Source organism: Rahnella sp. PCH160 (assembly GCF_047784855.1).
Lineage (GTDB): Bacteria > Pseudomonadota > Gammaproteobacteria > Enterobacterales > Enterobacteriaceae > Rahnella.
In genome coordinates, this window is the sequence record NZ_JBLOGT010000001.1 from 3,301,278 (window position 1) to 3,317,493 (window position 16,216).

A 16,216-nucleotide genomic window follows, 5' to 3' on the forward strand; every position below is an offset into this window, starting at 1 on the left:
GATAACTCAATCTTTTGAGCAGATAGCGGGCGCTATCTCAGGGTACTTCATGACAACATCAGAAGTAGAAGAACAGGGTGATCAGACCGCAGAGGATCAGAGAGCACAGGGTGATTTCGAACAGGTAGCGGCGCAGCATCTTCCATCAGTACCTCAAGATAGAGAACTGGAGAAAAAAACACCCGGCGAACCGGGTGTTGAATCATCAGTCTTGATAATGGTGAGTAGATACGCTCACAGAGACTTCTTTACGACTTATGCTGCTGGTGTTGCTTTTGCAGCTGGAGCAGCTTTCTTAGCATGTTTCACGTGTTTTTTAGCAGCCTGAGCTTTCTGAGCTACCGGAGCCGCTTTCTTAGCATGTTTCACGTGTTTTTTAGCAGCCTGCGCTTTCTGAGCTACCGGAGCAGCTTTCTTAGCGTGTTTTACGTGTTTTTTAGCAGCCTGCGCTTTCTGAGCTACCGGAGCAGCTTTTTTAGCGTGTTTCACGTGTTTTTTAGCAGCCTGAGCTTTCTGAGCTACTTTCTTATGAGTCTTGTGCTTAGCAACGTGCTTGGCAGCAGGCGCTGGAGCAGCAGTAGTCGTTGCAGCAGCAGCTGGTGCTGGAGTTGCAGTCGTTTCAGCAGCGAAAGCGACAGAAGACAGACCCATTGCAGCGGCAACAACCAGAGCTAATACTTTTTTCATCTTTAATTCCTCAGAATTTCGTTTAAGTGTCCACCCCACTGCGGGGCCGGTATGAAGAATACTAGGCGGGTTCAATCACAAAGTCCGTGAGTGATTGGTTTCGGCGTGTAACGGAATGTACAAAGGGGGGATTTCTGGGAAATCAGTGAGTTATGCGCTGGTTCCGCAGCACTGGCGGCTTAACATTTTTTGGATCGAGAAAGTTTCGGTTTTTCAATAACAGTTATCACTCAGCGGCTCGCGCCGAAACCGACCAAAAGGGGAAAAGCGTTTCCCCTTTTGGATTTCCCCACGCTTTTTCAACACGCGCTACCGCTCGCTGGCTACGTTTCAGGTACCACAGCTATTGCCGCGAAAACTTACCGCTGCGCGGTTCCCTTTCTCGGTTTCGAGCCTTGGGTCTCGAAACACTTCGCACGGCAAGCTTTCTGAAAGCGGCTGGAGGATTTTTAAATTCAAAATCCAGCCAGCATGTATCTTCCGAATTACATAGTCATTGGCCGCTTTCAAAACGACGTTGAGTGAGGAGTGAGAAACGGTGAGAGTCTTTTTTCGAGCAGGTTCGAATCCGAAGCGAAAGTACCGCGCAGCGGCGGAGTTTGCGGCAATAGCTGTGGTACCTGAAACGTAGCCAGCGAGCGGCAGCGCGCAGTGAAAGAGCCGGAGATTCTTAAGAGGCGCGGCGACAGGCGCCTCTTAAGGCCAGTTTGGGTGGCAACCCAAGGTCTTGAATTTGAATTCAATGCCAGGCTGTCACCTTACAGGTATCTCCCCTCCAGGTGTGCCCTGAAGAACCCCGGGTTCAATGTCTCCCCGGTTGCATTCGCCATCAACTGGTCAGTGGTAAAACGGCTCCCGTGCTGCCAGATATTCTGCTGCAACCACTGGAACAACGCCGTCAGGTCGCCTCGGGCGATATCTTCCTGCAAGGTCGGGATCGCTTTGTTGGCGAACTGGAACAGCTGCGCGGCGTACATCGCGCCCAGCGTGTACGTCGGGAAGTAACCGAAACCGCCGTCTGTCCAGTGGATATCCTGCATACAACCGTCGCGGTAATTCCCCACGGTATCGATACCCAGATATTCCTTCATCTTGCTGTTCCACAAGGCCGGAATGTCATCGACTTCAATTTCGCCTTCCATCAGCGCTTTTTCGATTTCATAACGCAGGATGACGTGCGCAGGATAGCTGAGTTCATCGGCGTCAACGCGGATAAAGCCCGGCTGGACGCGCTGGTTCAGCTTGATGAAATTGCTTTCATCTAAGCCCGGACGCTGACCGAACTGCCCGATAACCAGCGGATACACCGATTTCAGGAACGGTTCGCTGCAACCCAGTTGCATTTCAAACAACAGGCTTTGCGATTCGTGAACGCCCATGGAACGTGCGTTGGAAACCGGCTGACCCAGCCACTCTTTGGGCAGGTTTTGCTCATACCGCGCATGACCCGTTTCGTGGATAACGCCCATCATGGCGCTGAGGAATTCATCTTCGTTGTAACGCGTGGTGATACGCACGTCTTGCGGAACACCGCCGCAGAACGGGTGCGCACTGACATCCAGACGACCGGCATCGAAATTAAAGCCCAGGCGATCCATCACTTTCAGGCCGAGCTGGCGCTGTTTTTCAATGTCGAACGGGCCTTGCGGCGCAATGCGTGATTCAGATTTTTGCTTTTCCACCACGGTTTGCAGGAGATCTGGCAGCCAGGTTTTCAGATCGCCGAACAGAACGTCGAGTTTCTGCGATGTCATACCCGGTTCGTACAAATCGAGGAGGGCGTCGTAACGGCTGATACCGGCGGCTTCGGCGCGCAGTTTGGCTTCTTCACGGCTGAGTTTCACCACTTCTTTCAGGTTATCGGAGAAACCTTCCCAGTCGTTGGATTTACGCTGAATACGCCATGCCTGTTCGCATCGCGCACCGGCCAGTGATTTTGCCTGCACCAGGCTTTCCGGCAGCAGCGCGGCCTGCTGATAATGACGACGCATTTCACGCAGGTTCGCCTGTTCCACATCATTAAGCTGCTCGCCGCCGGCCTGTTCCAGCCATTCACCGACCTGTTTCGCGGTGAGGATCTGATGGGTCAGCACGTTCAGTTCGGCCAGCGCTTCGGAGCGCGCCTGGCCACCTTGCGGAGGCATCATGGCCGCTGCATCCCAACCTGCAATCGCCGATAAATGGCCGAAACGGGATAAACGGGCGAAGGTGTCATGTAATTTTTTATATGCGATGGTCATTATTAGCTCCCTTCCTGGTTTTGGTCAGGCTGTTCAACAGCCAGATTGAATAGGGGTTTTACCGGCCAGCTGAAACGCATACTGGCTCCGCCGAGTGAACTGCTTTCAACCGCAATCCGCCCCTGATACGCCACGGCAATGGAATGGACGATAGCCAGCCCGAGCCCGCAGCCACCGGTTGCGCGGTCGCGACTCGGGTCGAGGCGGACAAAGGGTTCGAATATTCGCGCACGTTCTTCTTCAGGAATGCCGGGGCCGTCGTCTTCGACTTGCAGGTGAGCCATTTCGCCGTCAAGCCACAGGCTGATGCGCAGCATTTCCTGAGAATAACGCAGGCCGTTGTTGACCAGATTGTCGAGCACACGCTCCATCAGCCGCAAATCGACGCCGCCGAAATCGAGGTTTTCCGGTGCCTGATAAAGGATAGCGCGCTCCGCATTGATCAGGCGGAAATCATCCACCTTGTCTTCGAGCCAGCGCGCCAGATTCACTTTTTCCAGATGCAACGCCACCTGCGGACGATCCAGCCGCGCATAGGTGAGCAGTTCGTCAATCAATGCTTCGAGCTGCCCGATATCGCGGTTAATGGCATTTTGCTCGGATTCCGGCAGGTTCTCGCTGATGGCCAGCCGGTACCGCAGGCGCACCAGCGGCGTGCGCAGTTCGTGGGCGATGCCGTCGATCAGCTGTTTTTTGCTGGCGACCAGCGTGCTGATGTTGTCCGCCATCTGGTTAAACGCCACGCCCAGCCGGTTGAGGCTGGAGGTCGAATCAAAATCGATGCGTTCGTCGAGATGGCCGTTACCCAGGCGCAGCGCGGAGTTTTCCAGCCGCAGCAAATCCTGCCAGTGCGGACGCATCCACAGGAAAACCGGCAGCGCGAGAGACAGGCCGATAAAAATCAGTAATCCCAAATCGAGCAGCCGCATTTCGTGCATGTAAAACAGATACGGGATCGGGCCGACAACCAGCACGTAATGGCTGCGCGGAACACGCTGGATAAAGGTGTATTCGTCGTCGAGGGCGATGATTTCGCCGTCTTTCAGGCGTTGATCCAGCGCCGGGCTGAGTTTGCGCTTGCCGAGCGGTTCGATGTGAAGTTTGAAAGACAGGTTCAGATCCAGCGTATTGATGGTTTTGTTCCAGTCTTTAATCGGAATTTCCCTGAGCTCACTGCGCATCAGGTAAAGCGAGCTTTTCATCAGGTCATTCATAGACTGACGGCCCGTGCGCTCGGCGGTGACTTTGTACACCAGGCCGACCAGCATCGCCATCACCAGGAAACAGACCAGCAGTAACAGAAAGAACTGGACGAAAAGCTTTCTCATTCCTGTAGAGACTCCCAGGCGTTCGGGGCAAACAAATAACCTTTATTGCGCACGGTTTTGATGCGGAAAGGTTCGAGAGTGTTGTCGTAGAGTTTCTTGCGCAGGCGTGAAATCGCCACATCAATGCTGCGGTCCAGCCCGTCGTAGCTCACGCCACGCAGGTTTTTCAGCAATGCTTCGCGATCCATAATGCGGCCCGCGTGTGTCGCCAGTTCCCACAGCAAATCAAAGTCGGACGTGGAGAGCACAATGGTTTCATCCACCAGCGTGACTTCGCGGTTCACCGGGTCAATGCACAGCTGGCCGAAGTGCAGGGCATTACCGCTTTTCAGCGTCTGAACCGGTTGTTCGCTTTGCGCGGATTGCACCGGGCTCTGGCGCAGATGCAGACGTAAACGTGCCAGTAAAACGGCCGGCGGCGTGGTTTTCAGGATGTAATCGCTGGCGCCCATTTCGAGCGACAAAATGTGGTTCATGTCGCTGTCGAGCGAGGTGAGCAGCACGATCGGGCCGGGGAAAATAGGGCGCAAATCGCGGCACAGCGTCATGCCATCTTTACCCGGCAACATGATGTCCAGCAGGATAAGATCGGGTTTTTCTTTCTCAATACGCGCTTGCGCTGTATCACCACGGGGCTCGACCAGCACTTCGATATCATGTTTACCCAGATAGGCGGCGATCAGGTTGCCGACTTCTGCATCATCTTCTACAAAAACGATTCTATTCATTGGCTTGCTGTTATAAGAAATCCGGTGAGTAGCATAGCGTGACCCGTCTTCTGACGCCATCGCGGTAGCGTAATAGAAATAGAACGTGACAGTTTTGCGGCATAAATTTCCTATCCGCTAAATACTTTGGCTAAATTCTGAAATGCCAGCAAAGTGCGTTTCAGTGATGGAAAGCGCCTGAACCGACTGGCAAAGTGTTGTTGAATTATGCCATTATACAGGTGAATAACTTTAGCTTCATAAATTGATCTGCATTATCTATCTGTCGGCAGATTCTCTGTTAGCAGGTAGAGCACTGAGCACACCTTCGCACGTTCTGTACAGACGTTCAAATGAACAGGCCCTGACCAGGAAGAGGAAACGGGGATGAATGAAAATCGCCTGGTACCCGATGCGCGCAGTCAAAAAGCGTCCTTTGACTACATGGAATATTTGTCCGCATCCTGCAAAAAGAAATGGAGTTTTGTCGACGCTATTTATGGCGTGATGCCGTTTTTCGGCATGGTTCTGAAATCCCGTTCGAAAAAAGATAAATCGAAGCAGGAAGCCTTGCGCGCGCTGGCTTTGCAGGTGGTGTCCACGCAGGTCAGCGACGAAACGAATATCGTCCGGCTGATTGAACTGGCGGAGCAGCAAGGCATGTACAGCATGGATATCAATCTGCCGTACTCGCTGACTGACGACCAGCTCACCGCCATCAAAGTGGAATGCAAACACCTGGTGCAGTTGAGCCAGAATAACGATCATTTGCTCGTGCAGATTATGCAGATGCCTTCTCAGCACTGATCGTCCTCTGTGTTTTGATCGTCTGTAAGAAAAAAGGCCGCTTTCGCGGCCTTTGTCACATCTGGCGTCCGGTTATTTCTTCAGCTCTGCGCGTAAATCTTTCACATCGCTTGCCGACACAGGTGCGGCGGCATTTCCCCAGCTGTTACGGATGTAGGTCAGCACGTTCGCCACGTCCGCGTCACTCATGTTGGCATCAAATGACGGCATTGACGGCGCGGTCGGTTTGCTGTCGGTGGCGACCGGCCGGCTGCCCGCCAGCACAACGCGGATCAGGGATGTCGCATTGGGCTGGTTGATCAGCGCGGAATCGGCGAGACGCGGGAACAACCCTTCCTGGCCCATGCCGGATGGCGTGTGGCAGGCAGAACAGCGGTCGGCGTAGAGATGTTTACCGGCCACCATCGCGCTGTCTTCGGCTTTCACCGGGGCAGGCGCGGTGTTGCCGCTGTCATGTCCGCTGTCTTTCAGGTAAACCGCCACGGCGTTGAGATCCGCATCCGTCCAGTGCTGCGACGAATTCGTCACTTCTTCCGCCATCGGGCCGGAGGCAATATCGAACCGGTTAGAACCGGTTTTCAGATATTGCATCAGATCTTCCTGTGTCCAGTTGCCGATACCGGTGTGTTTGTTGCGGGTGATGTCCGGCGCGACCCAGTTTTCCACCACCGCGCCTTGCAGGAACTCACTGTCTTTGTCGCCGCCAATCATATTTTTTGGCGTATGGCAGGTGCCGCAGTGCCCCAGACCTTCCACAATGTATGCCCCGCGATTCCATTCTGCGGATTTATCCATCTGCGGTTTAAATTCGCCTTTTTTGAAGTTCAGCCAGTTCCACCCCATCAGGCTGGCGCGGACGTTGAACGGGAACGGAAGCTGGTTGGTTTCCACTTCGTGATGTACCGGTTGCAGCGTTTGCAGATACGCCCAGATGGCGGCGTTATCTTCGCGGGTCACTTTGGTGTACGCCGTGAACGGCATCGCGCCGTACAGACGTTTGCCGCCGTGGCCCACGCCTTCGGACATCGCGCGCTGGAAGTCGTCAAATGACCATTTGCCGATACCCGTTTCAGCATCCGGCGTAATGTTGGCGCCGACTAAACGGCCAAACGGTGTTTCAATCGGCACGCCCCCGGCGAAGGGTTTGGCATCCGGCGTGGAAGCGGTATGACAGGCGGCGCAGTCGCCGACGGTGGCCAGATAGCGGCCGCGTTCAACCTGCTCGAAAGAGCCGTCACCGGCGGCGTGAACCAGGCCGGACATGCTCAGTGCCAGCAAGCCGAGTGAGAATGACGTTAACTTTTTCATGCGATCATCTCTCCCGGTTTTTTCAGGTAATAATTACGGATCGCATGGGCGGCCTTGAACGCCAGTGCGCCGACGGTGCCGGTCGGGTTGTAACCGGGGTTTTGCGGGAAGGCAGACGCGCCGACTACAAACAGGTTCGGCACGTCCCAGACTTGCAGGTGTTTGTTTACGGAACTGTTAGACGGATCGGCACCCATCACAAATCCGCCGACGACGTGGGAAGACTGATACGGCGTGCCGTTCCAGTGGCCTTTCATCGGGTTGGCAACCAGCTGACGGGGGTTCATGGCTCTGGCGATATCGGCCACTTTACCGGTGCAATACGCCGCCATTTTCAGGTCGTTTTCCGGGAAGTCGAACGTAACGCGCAGCAGCGGCCGACCGAGGCGGTCTTTGTAGTTCGGATCGAGCGACAGATAGTTGGTTTTGGTGGTGTAACTGCTAGCCTCACAGCCGATGGACATCGAACTCAGGTAGTTGGCGACGGTGGCTTTTTTCCACTCAGAGCCCCATTTCGGCGTGCCCGGCGGAACAGGGCGGTAGCCGATCGGTGCGCCACCAATCGGCGTTACGCGGATGCTGCCGCCGCCAAAGAATCCGAGGCCGCTGTGGTCAAAGTTGTCGTTATTAAAATCATCGATACCCATTCCGACCGCGCCTGCGCCGATGAACGGGTTGAAGTTCTTATCATCGAAGAACAACTGGACACCGTTGGCCGTCTGATAGGCATAATTTCGGCCGGTGGTACCTTCTAACGTGACCGGATCGTAAGGCTTACCGATGCCGGAAAGCAGCATCAGACGGACGTTTTCGAAGGTAAAGGCGCTGACGATCACCAGATCGGCGGGCTGTTCCCATTCGTCGCCGGAAGAATCGATGTACACCACGCCGGTCGCGCGTTTGCCGGTGGAATCTTTCAGCACCTGCATCACTTCACAGTTGGTGCGGGCTTCGAAATTCTCTTTGCGGATCAGCGCCGGTAACACGGTGGTAATGGCGCTGGCTTTGGAGTAGTTGGCGCAGCCGTAGTTGGTGCAGAAACCGCAGAACGTACACGGCCCCATTTTGACGCCGAGCGGATTGGTATAAGGCTCGGAAATCAGCGAAGAGGGCACCGGGAACGCTTTGTATCCCATGTTGCGCGCCGCTTCAGCAAACAGCGTCGGGCCGTATGGCTGATCCATCGGGCGGGTCGGATATTCAATCGAGCGCATACCTTCATACGGGTTGCCGCCGTCACGGTGCTCGCCGTTCACGTTGCTGGCCTTGCCGGAAACCCCGGCGATGCGTTCAAATGAGGCGTAATGCGGTTCCATCTCTTCCCAGTCGGTTCCCCAGTCTTGCAGAACCAGTTCTTCAGGAATGGCTTTCGCGCCGTAACGTTCGGTCAGATGGCTTTTCAGGCGGAACTCGTCCGGCTGGAAGCGGAAGGTAATCCCCGCCCAGTGGTTGCCCGCGCCGCCGGTGCCGTTGCCCGGATGGAACGAGCCCCATTCGCGCATCGGTAATGCGGTTTGCGCCAGGTTATTACGGATGGTAATGGTGTTCTGACGCGTGCGTAACATCAGTTCCTGACGGGAGTTGTAACGCAGTTCGTCGGCAGCGGTGGCCACGTTGAAATCGCGCGCGGTATCACGCCACGGGCCGCGTTCTATAGCCACCACGTTCAGGCCTTCGTCGCACAGTTCATTGGCGATGATCGAGCCGGCCCAGCCGAGCCCGATCACCACCACGTCGGTTTTGGGTAATTTCTTTGCCATAATCGTTTTCTGCCCTTAGCTCTTCATTTTCCACGCGTCGCCGCCTGAAATGCTCAGCGGTTCCAGATCGAGTTTCTGGTTATGTTTGCCGACATATTCCCGGTAGTCGTAGCGTGCGCCGGGGAAGCCCAGCATTTTCCACGACACCATGTTGCGGTTTCCGCCATAAATCGGGTCAGCGAAGAAACCTTCCAGGGTGTTCTTAAGCGCAATGGCGAAGAACAGTTTGGAATCGATCCCATCCAGAGCAATTTTTCCGCTTTCGAGGCCGGACAGGATTGAGTCCTGCTGGTCGCCGGGCAGATCTTTGAACAGTTTCTGATGCTGCGACTGGCTGTATTTATCCAGCGCGGCAAGGCCGAGACGATAGCGTTGCTGAGGAACTAAAGGAGACTGGTCACCCTGTTCCGGCGTGCCGTCCTGAAAAGGGCCTTCCATGTAAAGGCGGGCATAAGTGCCGTAGAAACCGGCCAGCTGACGGTCGATAAACACCGCACATCCGGCGTCTTTACCGCCGACGCTCAGATTGTCGGCGGGCACCAGCCGGTCAACAATGGCTTCCATGGCGGCGGCTTCGGCGTCGGTAAAGAACGCCCAGCCATCAATATCAATTTGCGGAGGCGGGCTGGCGTCAAAGGGGCTCCACACGGGCGTTCCTTTGAGCGTCACCGCGTTAGCGGCTTTGGCCGCGCCTAAAACTGCGGAGGCTGCCGTGAATGAGAGAATTTGCCGGCGGGTGACGCCGGGCAGTGTTTTTTTGCTCATTGATGTTCCCTGTTTTTCTCTGTAGCCAGTTGTCGCTATAAATGGCGCACATCCCGTCGTCTTCCGGACGGAAGAAAAGGGGAGAGGGACGCGTGCAATAGCGTTTTTTACGGCCTGACGGCTGCCAGTAAAAACGCCGGTCTGAATTCAGGCGCGCTCTGCATAAGCAGTCGGGTGGCACCGGAATAATCGTTAACCTGCTAAGGATAAATGAAAATGGCCTGTAAAGATAAATGGTTAATTTGTTAAAAATGTTATGAAATGTGTGTGAAGTGGTTTTAATGTTGTAATTTTAGTCGGTTTTTTGTGACGCGCGTGCATTTTATCCGCACGTTAAGCAGGGAATTCGTCGGCATCAATTTCCTTTCTGACCCGGGTTGTTTAGCCATTCATGGCATGACGGTTGAAATATGTCGTCTGTCAGGTAAGATCAAACCTTACGTTTAAAATGTGTAAGGCATGACAAAGGTCACAGATTTTTTTTCTTATTTATTGAAGCGTTATGCGGGCTCAACCTGCTTCTCTCTGCTCGTGGCAGGGGGATTGGCTTTCTATGCTGGAAGTGCGTCTGCACTGACGGCAGACCCTTCTGAAGTTGCTTCCGGCGCACGGGGGCTTTCCTACGATCTCTCCGGTTTCCTGCCCGCAGGCGATGAACAGTCCGCGTTCAATACCGGAAACATCCGGCAATCCAATGTCTTACCCAGCCTCGGCAGCCAGTACATTAAAAATGACAATGCGCCGGGCGCGACCGAGAAACAGCTCGCCACCACGCTGAAAGAACTCGGCACCACTACGTCGGACAGCGACGATCCGCTGCGTTTGCAGGCGGAAAATCTCGCCCTCAGCCAGGCCGCCAAACTGGTGCAAAAGGAAACCAGCAGTTTGCTTTCGCCGCTGGGTACGGTCAGTACGACGCTGGATGTCACCGGCCATAATCTGGATGGCAGTTCAGGCCAGCTTCTCAGTCCGCTGTACAATTCGGAGAATAATCTGGTCTACAGCCAGATTGGCCTGCAAAGCGCCGCAGACGCCACCGTGGGAAACTTTGGTCTGGGCCAGCGTTTTAATACCGGTTCGTGGATGCTCGGCTACAACGCGTTTATCGATAACGACTTTGATCATCAGCTGACGCGCGGAAGTTTGGGGGCGGAAGCCTGGACGGATTACCTGCGGTTTTCCACTAACTACTATCATCCGTTCACCTCTTACCGCGCAGACAGCAGCTCATCGGTACAATTGCGGCGTCAGGCGCGGGGTTACGACATCACCACCAAAGGGTATTTGCCGTTTTACCGCCAGATTGGGGCGTCGCTCAGTTATGAGCAATATTTCGGTAATCAGGTGGATTTATTCGGCAACGGTACGCGCCAGAGTAACCCTTCCGCCGTCTCGTTCGGGGTGAATTACACGCCGGTACCGCTGGTGACCGTGATGGCAGAACATCAGGCCGGGCAGGATGGCGATAATCAGGATGTGGTGAAACTGACGCTCAATTACCGTCTGGGTGTGCCGCTGGATCAGCAGTTGTCACCGCAGAATGTTGCCGCAGCGCGTTCACTGCGCGGCAGCCGGTTTGAAATGGTCGACCGCAATAACATGCCGGTGATGGAGTTTAAACAGCGGAAAACCCTGTCGGTGTATCTGGCGACGCCGCCGTGGTCATTACAGCCGGGCGAAACGGTGCCGCTGAAACTGCAACTGCGTGCGCTCAATTCTGTGGTCGCGCTGAGCTGGCAGGGCGATACACAGGCACTGAGCCTGACGCCACCGGCCAATAACCGTAACCCCGAAGGCTGGAGCGTGATTGTGCCGCAATGGGACAGTTCGCCGGGTGCCACCAACAGCTACCGTTTATCCGTGACGGTGGAAGACAGCAAATCGCAGAAAGTCACTTCAAACTGGATCACGCTGACCGTTTCCCCACCGCTGACGGCGCAACCGCAATACGGCGATGACACCGGGCTCAATTTCTAAACGTTTAGATTACGTTACTCTGCAACACCCAAACCGCCGCTTCGACGCGGGATTTCAGCTTCATCTTTTTCAGCAAATGCTTAACGTGAACTTTCACCGTGCTTTCGGTGATGTTCAGGCGGCGGGCAATCATCTTGTTCGGCAACCCTTCGGCAATCAGCTTGATGATGTCACGTTCGCGCGGCGTCAGGGACTGAATATCGCGATCGCCGCTTGGACGGCTTTCACGCAGACTTGCCGCCAGCACCGGCGTCAGCGCTTCGCTCAGCACCATTTTGCCCGCTGCTGCGTTGTGCAAGGCGGTCAGCAAATCTTCCGGTTCCATATCTTTGAGCAGATAACCGTCTGCGCCACGTTTTAACGCTGTCACCACGTCATCTTCATGATTGGACACGCTGAACACCACCACGCGGCCTGACAGCGAGGTTTCACGCATTTTATCCAGCGTATCCAGCCCGTTCATGCCGGGCATGTTCAGATCCAGCAAAATCAGGTCCGGGTCGAGCTGTTTGGCCAGTTCGACACCCTGTTCGCCGTTGCTGGCTTCGCCAATCACCTGCAGGCTGGCATCGAGGGCGATCAGCTGTTTCACGCCGTTACGCAGCATAGGATGATCGTCGATCAGCAAAATGGTGGAAGGGGTGATGTCGTTCATACTTGCTCCTGGGGATTGATGGGTAACGCTTCCGGACGAAAACGGACAGTGACTTCTGTGCCGCCGTCCGGACGTCGGGCAACCCGACATTGGCCGTGTAATGTACTGGCGCGATCCTGCATGATGATCAGGCCGTAATGATTTTGCCGCCCGGCGTCAGGGGAAATACCTTCGCCGTTGTCACAGATACTCATGGTGATTTCACCTTCACCTTCACTGGCGTGCAGCGACAGGGAAATTTCCGTTGCTTTCGCGTGTTTATACGCATTGTTCAGCGCCTCGCGGGCGATATGTAACAAATGTATGCCCTGATTCGCCGGAACTGAACGCGGCGGGATCTCATAATCAAAATCTATCGTCAGACCCATCCGGCGGGAGAATTCATCCACCGTATGTTGCAGCGCCGCCCGCAGGCCAGGCGTGTTAATCGTCAGGCGGAACGTGGTCAGCAGTTCGCGCAGCTGGCGGTACGCGGTGCTCAGCTCCTCGCGCATTTGCTGTAACAGCGCCGCATCTTCCTCACACAATCTTTCCTGATGCATCTGCAAACAGGCCACCTGAATTTTCAGGCACGACAGCGACTGCGCCAGCGAATCGTGAAGTTCACGGGCGATGGCCGAACGTTCTTCCATCAGCATCAGCTGCTGCTGATCTTCCGCCTGTCGCGCCAGCATTAATGTACTGGTGAGCTGCTCAAGCAGCGTATTGACCAGCTGTTGCTGATCGTCGTTAAGATGTTGCCCCGGCGGCAGTTGCGCCAGCAAAACGCCGTAATTTTCGCGCTCATCGCGCAGGCTCCAGCTCAGGGATTCTCCGGTTTCACCCGCATGATCACCCACTTTCGGGCTGACCGGCTGGCGCGGCGAGGCCTGGCTGAATTCGTTAAACACTTCCGCGCCGTTATTTTCGTATTGCCGCACCTGTACGCCACTGAGTGGCGTCAGCGATTGCAGCTCTTTGAGTACCGGCTGCATCCGCGTTTCCAGCGGCGCGCTGGTGTGCAACTGGCGGCTGACGCGATAGAGATAATCCAGCACCTGATTTTTCTGTTGCAGATCGGCGGTTTTCTCCGCCACGCGCTGCGCCAGATTATCGACCATTTCCCCCAGCGCCACCGACATGCTGTTAAGTGAATCACCGAGAATATCCATCTCGTTATGCGCATTGCCGGTCGCCACGCGTTTACGTTCATAGCGGCGGGTGAAATCACCGGCGGTAATCGCGCTGGCCTGAGAAAGCAGGTTGCGCCACGGCGTCAGCAGATGGCGGCGCAGGAACCAGATGGTCAGCGCCAGCAGGATCAGCGTGAAGGTCACAAGACCGCGCTGGATCAGCGCAATCTGCTGCAAATGGTATTCGGTTTTATGTTCAAGTTCGGCCACCAGCGTATCCAGCTGGCTGACAAACACCGCCATATTCGCGGAGACGTCCTGCGGATGTTTCGCCGCCAGAACCTGATCGCGCAGCGTGGTTTGCCAGTAACGGCGCAGGGCAAAAAATTGCGGCTGGAGGTTTTCACGCCCGACGGCCTGCAATAAATCGGCGCTGTTCTGATCGACGTCCATCTGCCGGATATACGCAGCATTTTTGCCGTTCAGCGGCACTTCGGACAATAACCGGTAACTCTGCATACGCAGCGAACCGGCTTTGTTAATGGCGTGGGCGTTGCCTTCAATACTTCCTGCCATCCAGGCCGCCATGCTCATTCCACCAATGCCCAGCAGGCCGAGCAGCAGCATCAGCAATGTGATCTGGCTGACCAGCGACAGAGAAGGCAACGCGCGTTTAAACATAACTGGATTCCTGGACCTGTGTCGGGAGCGGTTAAAACCGTGTCAAGCTGAAACAATCTCATGACGGAGTGGCATTTTTTATGATCAGGGGGAGTTTCCCTATACCTCTTTGTGATTACTCCTTTATTTCCACTCAAGCGATACCCGTAAAAACTTAACGGTAATTAATTCACCAACTCAATGAATCTTAGCACTTTATCTGAAAGCTGGAGGATACTCACAAAGGATTTGTGGTCTTTTTTTTGCCTTTTTACACCCGCCGTTGCGTTGATTTGCATCAACATGCGGAGGCGGTGCTCTACCTAGTGTGTGCGGCATAACTCAGTCATTACAACAATAACGCGCTGCTACACGAGGTACTTATGTCACACACATCTGCTCCATCAACGGAAAAGCCGTCACGTCTGTTGCAGGACTGGCGGCCGGAAGATCCGGCGTTTTGGGAAAAAACCGGGCATAAGGTGGCGAGCCGAAATCTCTGGATCTCCGTGCCTTGTCTGTTACTGGGTTTCTGCGTCTGGATGCTGTTCAGTCTGGTGTCGGTCAATCTGAACAAAGTCGGCTTTAACTTCACGACCGATCAGCTGTTCATGCTGACCGCGATCCCTTCGGTTTCCGGCGCACTTCTGCGCGTGCCTTACTCGTTCATGATCCCGCTGTTTGGCGGTCGTCGCTGGACGGCACTCAGCACCATCTTCCTGGTTCTGCCGTGCGCATGGCTGGGCTTTGCGGTACAGGACGTCAGTACGTCCTACAATACATTCCTGGTTATTGCACTGTTGTGTGGTTTCGGTGGCGCAAACTTCGCGTCAAGCATGTCGAATATCAGCTTCTTCTTCCCGAAATCCAAGCAGGGCGGCGCACTGGGTATTAATGGCGGTCTGGGCAATCTGGGCGTCAGCGTGATGCAGCTGGTCGCTCCGCTGGTGATTTCCCTCGGCGTATTTGCTGCGTTCAGCGATAAACAAACGCTGGCGAACGGCGCTGACATGTGGCTGCAAAACGCCGCGTGGGTGTGGGTGCCGTTCCTGATCATCGGCACGATCGCCGCCTGGTTTGGCATGAATGATCTGGCGACGTCTAAAGCGTCTATCCGCCAGCAACTGCCGGTACTGAAACGTGGTCACCTGTGGATCATGAGCGTGCTGTATCTGGCGACGTTCGGCTCGTTTATCGGCTTCTCCGCCGGTTTTGCGATGCTGACCAAAACCCAGTTTCCGGATGTAAATATCATTCAGTACGCGTTTTTCGGCCCGTTCGTGGGTGCGCTGGCGCGTTCCGGCGGCGGTATGCTCTCTGACCGTCTGGGCGGTATTCGCGTTACGCTGGTCAACTATATCGTGATGGCAGTCTTTGCCGGTTTGCTGTTCCTGACGCTGCCGGTCGGCGGTGTGGGCGGTCATTTCCCGGCCTTCTTCGCCGTGTTCATGGTGCTGTTCCTGACGGCCGGTCTGGGAAGTGGTTCCACGTACCAGATGATTGCGGTGATCTTCCGTAAACTGACCACCGATCAGGCGAAAGCGCGCGGGGCAACCGACGACGAAGCGCTGCGTGAAGCGGTCACGGACACGGCGGCGGCACTGGGCTTTATCTCTTCAATTGGTGCGATCGGCGGCTTCTTCATTCCGAAAGCTTTCGGGACATCGCTGGCGCTGACCGGTTCACCGGCGGGTGCGATGAAAGTCTTCCTGGTGTTCTACGTGGTGTGTGCGCTGATCACTTGGCTGGTGTACTGGCGTAAGCTGAACAAAGGTTTTGCGACCAAACAGGACAGAAAATAAAGACTGACAGACACTAATGAAAGGGGCTGCGGCCCCTTTTTTCATGGGCGCAACTTACTTCACGTAAGCATTCAGCACATTCAGCACGACATCCAGATCGGCCTCACGCTTAGACACATCCTCTTCATGCACCAGATGATCGGTCAGATGGCCTTTGATCACTTCCCGCATCAGCCCGTTGACCGCGCCGCGGATTGCCGCAATCTGTTGCAGCACCGCCGAGCATTCGTGCGGCTCATCCAGCATTTTATTTAATGCCACAACCTGTCCCTGAATTTTACTGGTACGCGCTTTCAGCTTCTGTTTGTCGCGGATTGTGTGTGACATGTGAACTCCCTGATGACGGTAAATACGCAGTCAGCATACCATTCTCAGTATACTGGGGGGTAGTATTTGATACTGGGGGGG

The 16,216-nt window shown here is 55.0% G+C and carries 14 protein-coding genes; 3 read left to right on the forward strand and 11 right to left on the reverse strand.

The window, feature by feature from the left end:
* Window positions 1–58: 58 nt before the first annotated feature.
* The 5 genes from ydgU to rstA all read right to left on the reverse strand — a co-directional run bounded on the left by ydgU (window position 59) and on the right by rstA (window position 4,983).
* The gene (gene ydgU / locus ACM5QY_RS26510) at window positions 59–139 is read right to left on the reverse strand and encodes a small membrane protein YdgU (protein WP_455567028.1); all 81 of its coding nucleotides are present in this window, start codon (window positions 137–139) and stop codon (window positions 59–61) included.
* A 116-nt stretch (window positions 140–255) separates the two neighbouring features.
* Window positions 256–687, reverse strand: coding sequence for an acid resistance repetitive basic protein Asr (gene asr / locus ACM5QY_RS15240; protein ID WP_416121594.1), 432 nt, complete (start codon window positions 685–687; stop codon window positions 256–258).
* A gap of 758 nt (window positions 688–1,445) precedes the next feature.
* On the reverse strand, window positions 1,446–2,927 hold the full coding sequence (locus ACM5QY_RS15245) for a carboxypeptidase M32 (RefSeq protein WP_416121595.1): 1,482 nt from the start codon (window positions 2,925–2,927) through the stop codon (window positions 1,446–1,448).
* A 2-nt stretch (window positions 2,928–2,929) separates the two neighbouring features.
* Window positions 2,930–4,255 carry a two-component system sensor histidine kinase RstB gene (gene rstB / locus ACM5QY_RS15250; RefSeq protein ID WP_416121596.1) on the reverse strand — a complete coding sequence of 442 codons (1,326 nt, stop codon included), beginning with the start codon at window positions 4,253–4,255 and terminating at the stop codon, window positions 2,930–2,932.
* Window positions 4,252–4,983, reverse strand: coding sequence for a two-component system response regulator RstA (rstA, locus tag ACM5QY_RS15255; protein WP_416121597.1), 732 nt, complete (start codon window positions 4,981–4,983; stop codon window positions 4,252–4,254). The genes rstB and rstA overlap by 4 nt, the downstream gene beginning before the upstream one ends.
* Before the next feature lie 366 nt (window positions 4,984–5,349).
* On the opposite strand from rstA, the gene ACM5QY_RS15260 reads away from it, so the two are divergent.
* A complete protein-coding gene (locus tag ACM5QY_RS15260; protein WP_416121598.1) occupies window positions 5,350–5,769 on the forward strand; it encodes a hypothetical protein in 420 nt (139 codons plus the stop codon).
* 72 nt (window positions 5,770–5,841) lie between these two features.
* On the opposite strand, the gene ACM5QY_RS15265 is transcribed toward ACM5QY_RS15260, so the two are convergent.
* Genes ACM5QY_RS15265 through ACM5QY_RS15275 form a run of 3 tightly spaced genes read right to left on the reverse strand, consistent with a single transcriptional unit; the run spans window position 5,842 to window position 9,602 of the window.
* Entirely contained in the window at window positions 5,842–7,077 is a 1,236-nt protein-coding gene (locus tag ACM5QY_RS15265) for a c-type cytochrome (RefSeq protein ID WP_416121599.1), read from the reverse strand.
* Window positions 7,074–8,837 (reverse strand): GMC family oxidoreductase, encoded by a 1,764-nt coding sequence (locus ACM5QY_RS15270; protein WP_416121600.1) that lies wholly within the window; start codon window positions 8,835–8,837, stop codon window positions 7,074–7,076. Before ACM5QY_RS15270 ends, ACM5QY_RS15265 begins: the two co-directional genes overlap by 4 nt.
* A gap of 15 nt (window positions 8,838–8,852) precedes the next feature.
* Window positions 8,853–9,602 carry a gluconate 2-dehydrogenase subunit 3 family protein gene (locus tag ACM5QY_RS15275; protein ID WP_416121601.1) on the reverse strand — a complete coding sequence of 250 codons (750 nt, stop codon included), beginning with the start codon at window positions 9,600–9,602 and terminating at the stop codon, window positions 8,853–8,855.
* Between the two features lie 543 nt (window positions 9,603–10,145).
* Between ACM5QY_RS15275 and ACM5QY_RS15280 the strand changes: the two genes are divergently transcribed.
* A complete protein-coding gene (locus ACM5QY_RS15280) occupies window positions 10,146–11,579 on the forward strand; it encodes a YchO/YchP family invasin (protein WP_416121602.1) in 1,434 nt (477 codons plus the stop codon).
* Between the two features lie 4 nt (window positions 11,580–11,583).
* Here the strand turns inward: ACM5QY_RS15280 and narL are convergent, their stop codons facing one another.
* Together narL and narX are read right to left on the reverse strand one after the other, a co-directional pair.
* Entirely contained in the window at window positions 11,584–12,234 is a 651-nt protein-coding gene (gene narL, locus ACM5QY_RS15285; RefSeq protein ID WP_416121603.1) for a two-component system response regulator NarL, read from the reverse strand.
* Window positions 12,231–14,027 (reverse strand): nitrate/nitrite two-component system sensor histidine kinase NarX, encoded by a 1,797-nt coding sequence (gene narX, locus ACM5QY_RS15290; protein ID WP_416121604.1) that lies wholly within the window; start codon window positions 14,025–14,027, stop codon window positions 12,231–12,233. Before narX ends, narL begins: the two co-directional genes overlap by 4 nt.
* Before the next feature lie 362 nt (window positions 14,028–14,389).
* Here narX and ACM5QY_RS15295 point away from each other — a divergent pair, with 362 nt between their 5' ends.
* Complete coding sequence (locus ACM5QY_RS15295) at window positions 14,390–15,808, forward strand: NarK family nitrate/nitrite MFS transporter (RefSeq protein ID WP_416121605.1); 1,419 nt, start codon at window positions 14,390–14,392, stop codon at window positions 15,806–15,808.
* A gap of 54 nt (window positions 15,809–15,862) precedes the next feature.
* On the opposite strand, the gene rcnR is transcribed toward ACM5QY_RS15295, so the two are convergent.
* A complete protein-coding gene (gene rcnR, locus ACM5QY_RS15300; protein ID WP_416121606.1) occupies window positions 15,863–16,135 on the reverse strand; it encodes a Ni(II)/Co(II)-binding transcriptional repressor RcnR in 273 nt (90 codons plus the stop codon).
* Window positions 16,136–16,216: the final 81 nt, after the last annotated feature.

What these genes read in the sequence shown, in the direction of transcription:
- ydgU (WP_455567028.1), bottom strand. Translation starts at nt 139, where the DNA reads ATGCTGCGCCGCTACCTGTTCGAAATCACCCTGTGCTCTCTGATCCTC.
- asr (WP_416121594.1), bottom strand. Translation starts at nt 687, where the DNA reads ATGAAAAAAGTATTAGCTCTGGTTGTTGCCGCTGCAATGGGTCTGTCT.
- ACM5QY_RS15245 (WP_416121595.1), bottom strand. Translation starts at nt 2,927, where the DNA reads ATGACCATCGCATATAAAAAATTACATGACACCTTCGCCCGTTTATCC.
- rstB (WP_416121596.1), bottom strand. Translation starts at nt 4,255, where the DNA reads ATGAGAAAGCTTTTCGTCCAGTTCTTTCTGTTACTGCTGGTCTGTTTC.
- rstA (WP_416121597.1), bottom strand. Translation starts at nt 4,983, where the DNA reads ATGAATAGAATCGTTTTTGTAGAAGATGATGCAGAAGTCGGCAACCTG.
- ACM5QY_RS15260 (WP_416121598.1), top strand. Translation starts at nt 5,350, where the DNA reads ATGAATGAAAATCGCCTGGTACCCGATGCGCGCAGTCAAAAAGCGTCC.
- ACM5QY_RS15265 (WP_416121599.1), bottom strand. Translation starts at nt 7,077, where the DNA reads ATGAAAAAGTTAACGTCATTCTCACTCGGCTTGCTGGCACTGAGCATG.
- ACM5QY_RS15270 (WP_416121600.1), bottom strand. Translation starts at nt 8,837, where the DNA reads ATGGCAAAGAAATTACCCAAAACCGACGTGGTGGTGATCGGGCTCGGC.
- ACM5QY_RS15275 (WP_416121601.1), bottom strand. Translation starts at nt 9,602, where the DNA reads ATGAGCAAAAAAACACTGCCCGGCGTCACCCGCCGGCAAATTCTCTCA.
- narL (WP_416121603.1), bottom strand. Translation starts at nt 12,234, where the DNA reads ATGAACGACATCACCCCTTCCACCATTTTGCTGATCGACGATCATCCT.
- narX (WP_416121604.1), bottom strand. Translation starts at nt 14,027, where the DNA reads ATGTTTAAACGCGCGTTGCCTTCTCTGTCGCTGGTCAGCCAGATCACA.
- ACM5QY_RS15295 (WP_416121605.1), top strand. Translation starts at nt 14,390, where the DNA reads ATGTCACACACATCTGCTCCATCAACGGAAAAGCCGTCACGTCTGTTG.
- rcnR (WP_416121606.1), bottom strand. Translation starts at nt 16,135, where the DNA reads ATGTCACACACAATCCGCGACAAACAGAAGCTGAAAGCGCGTACCAGT.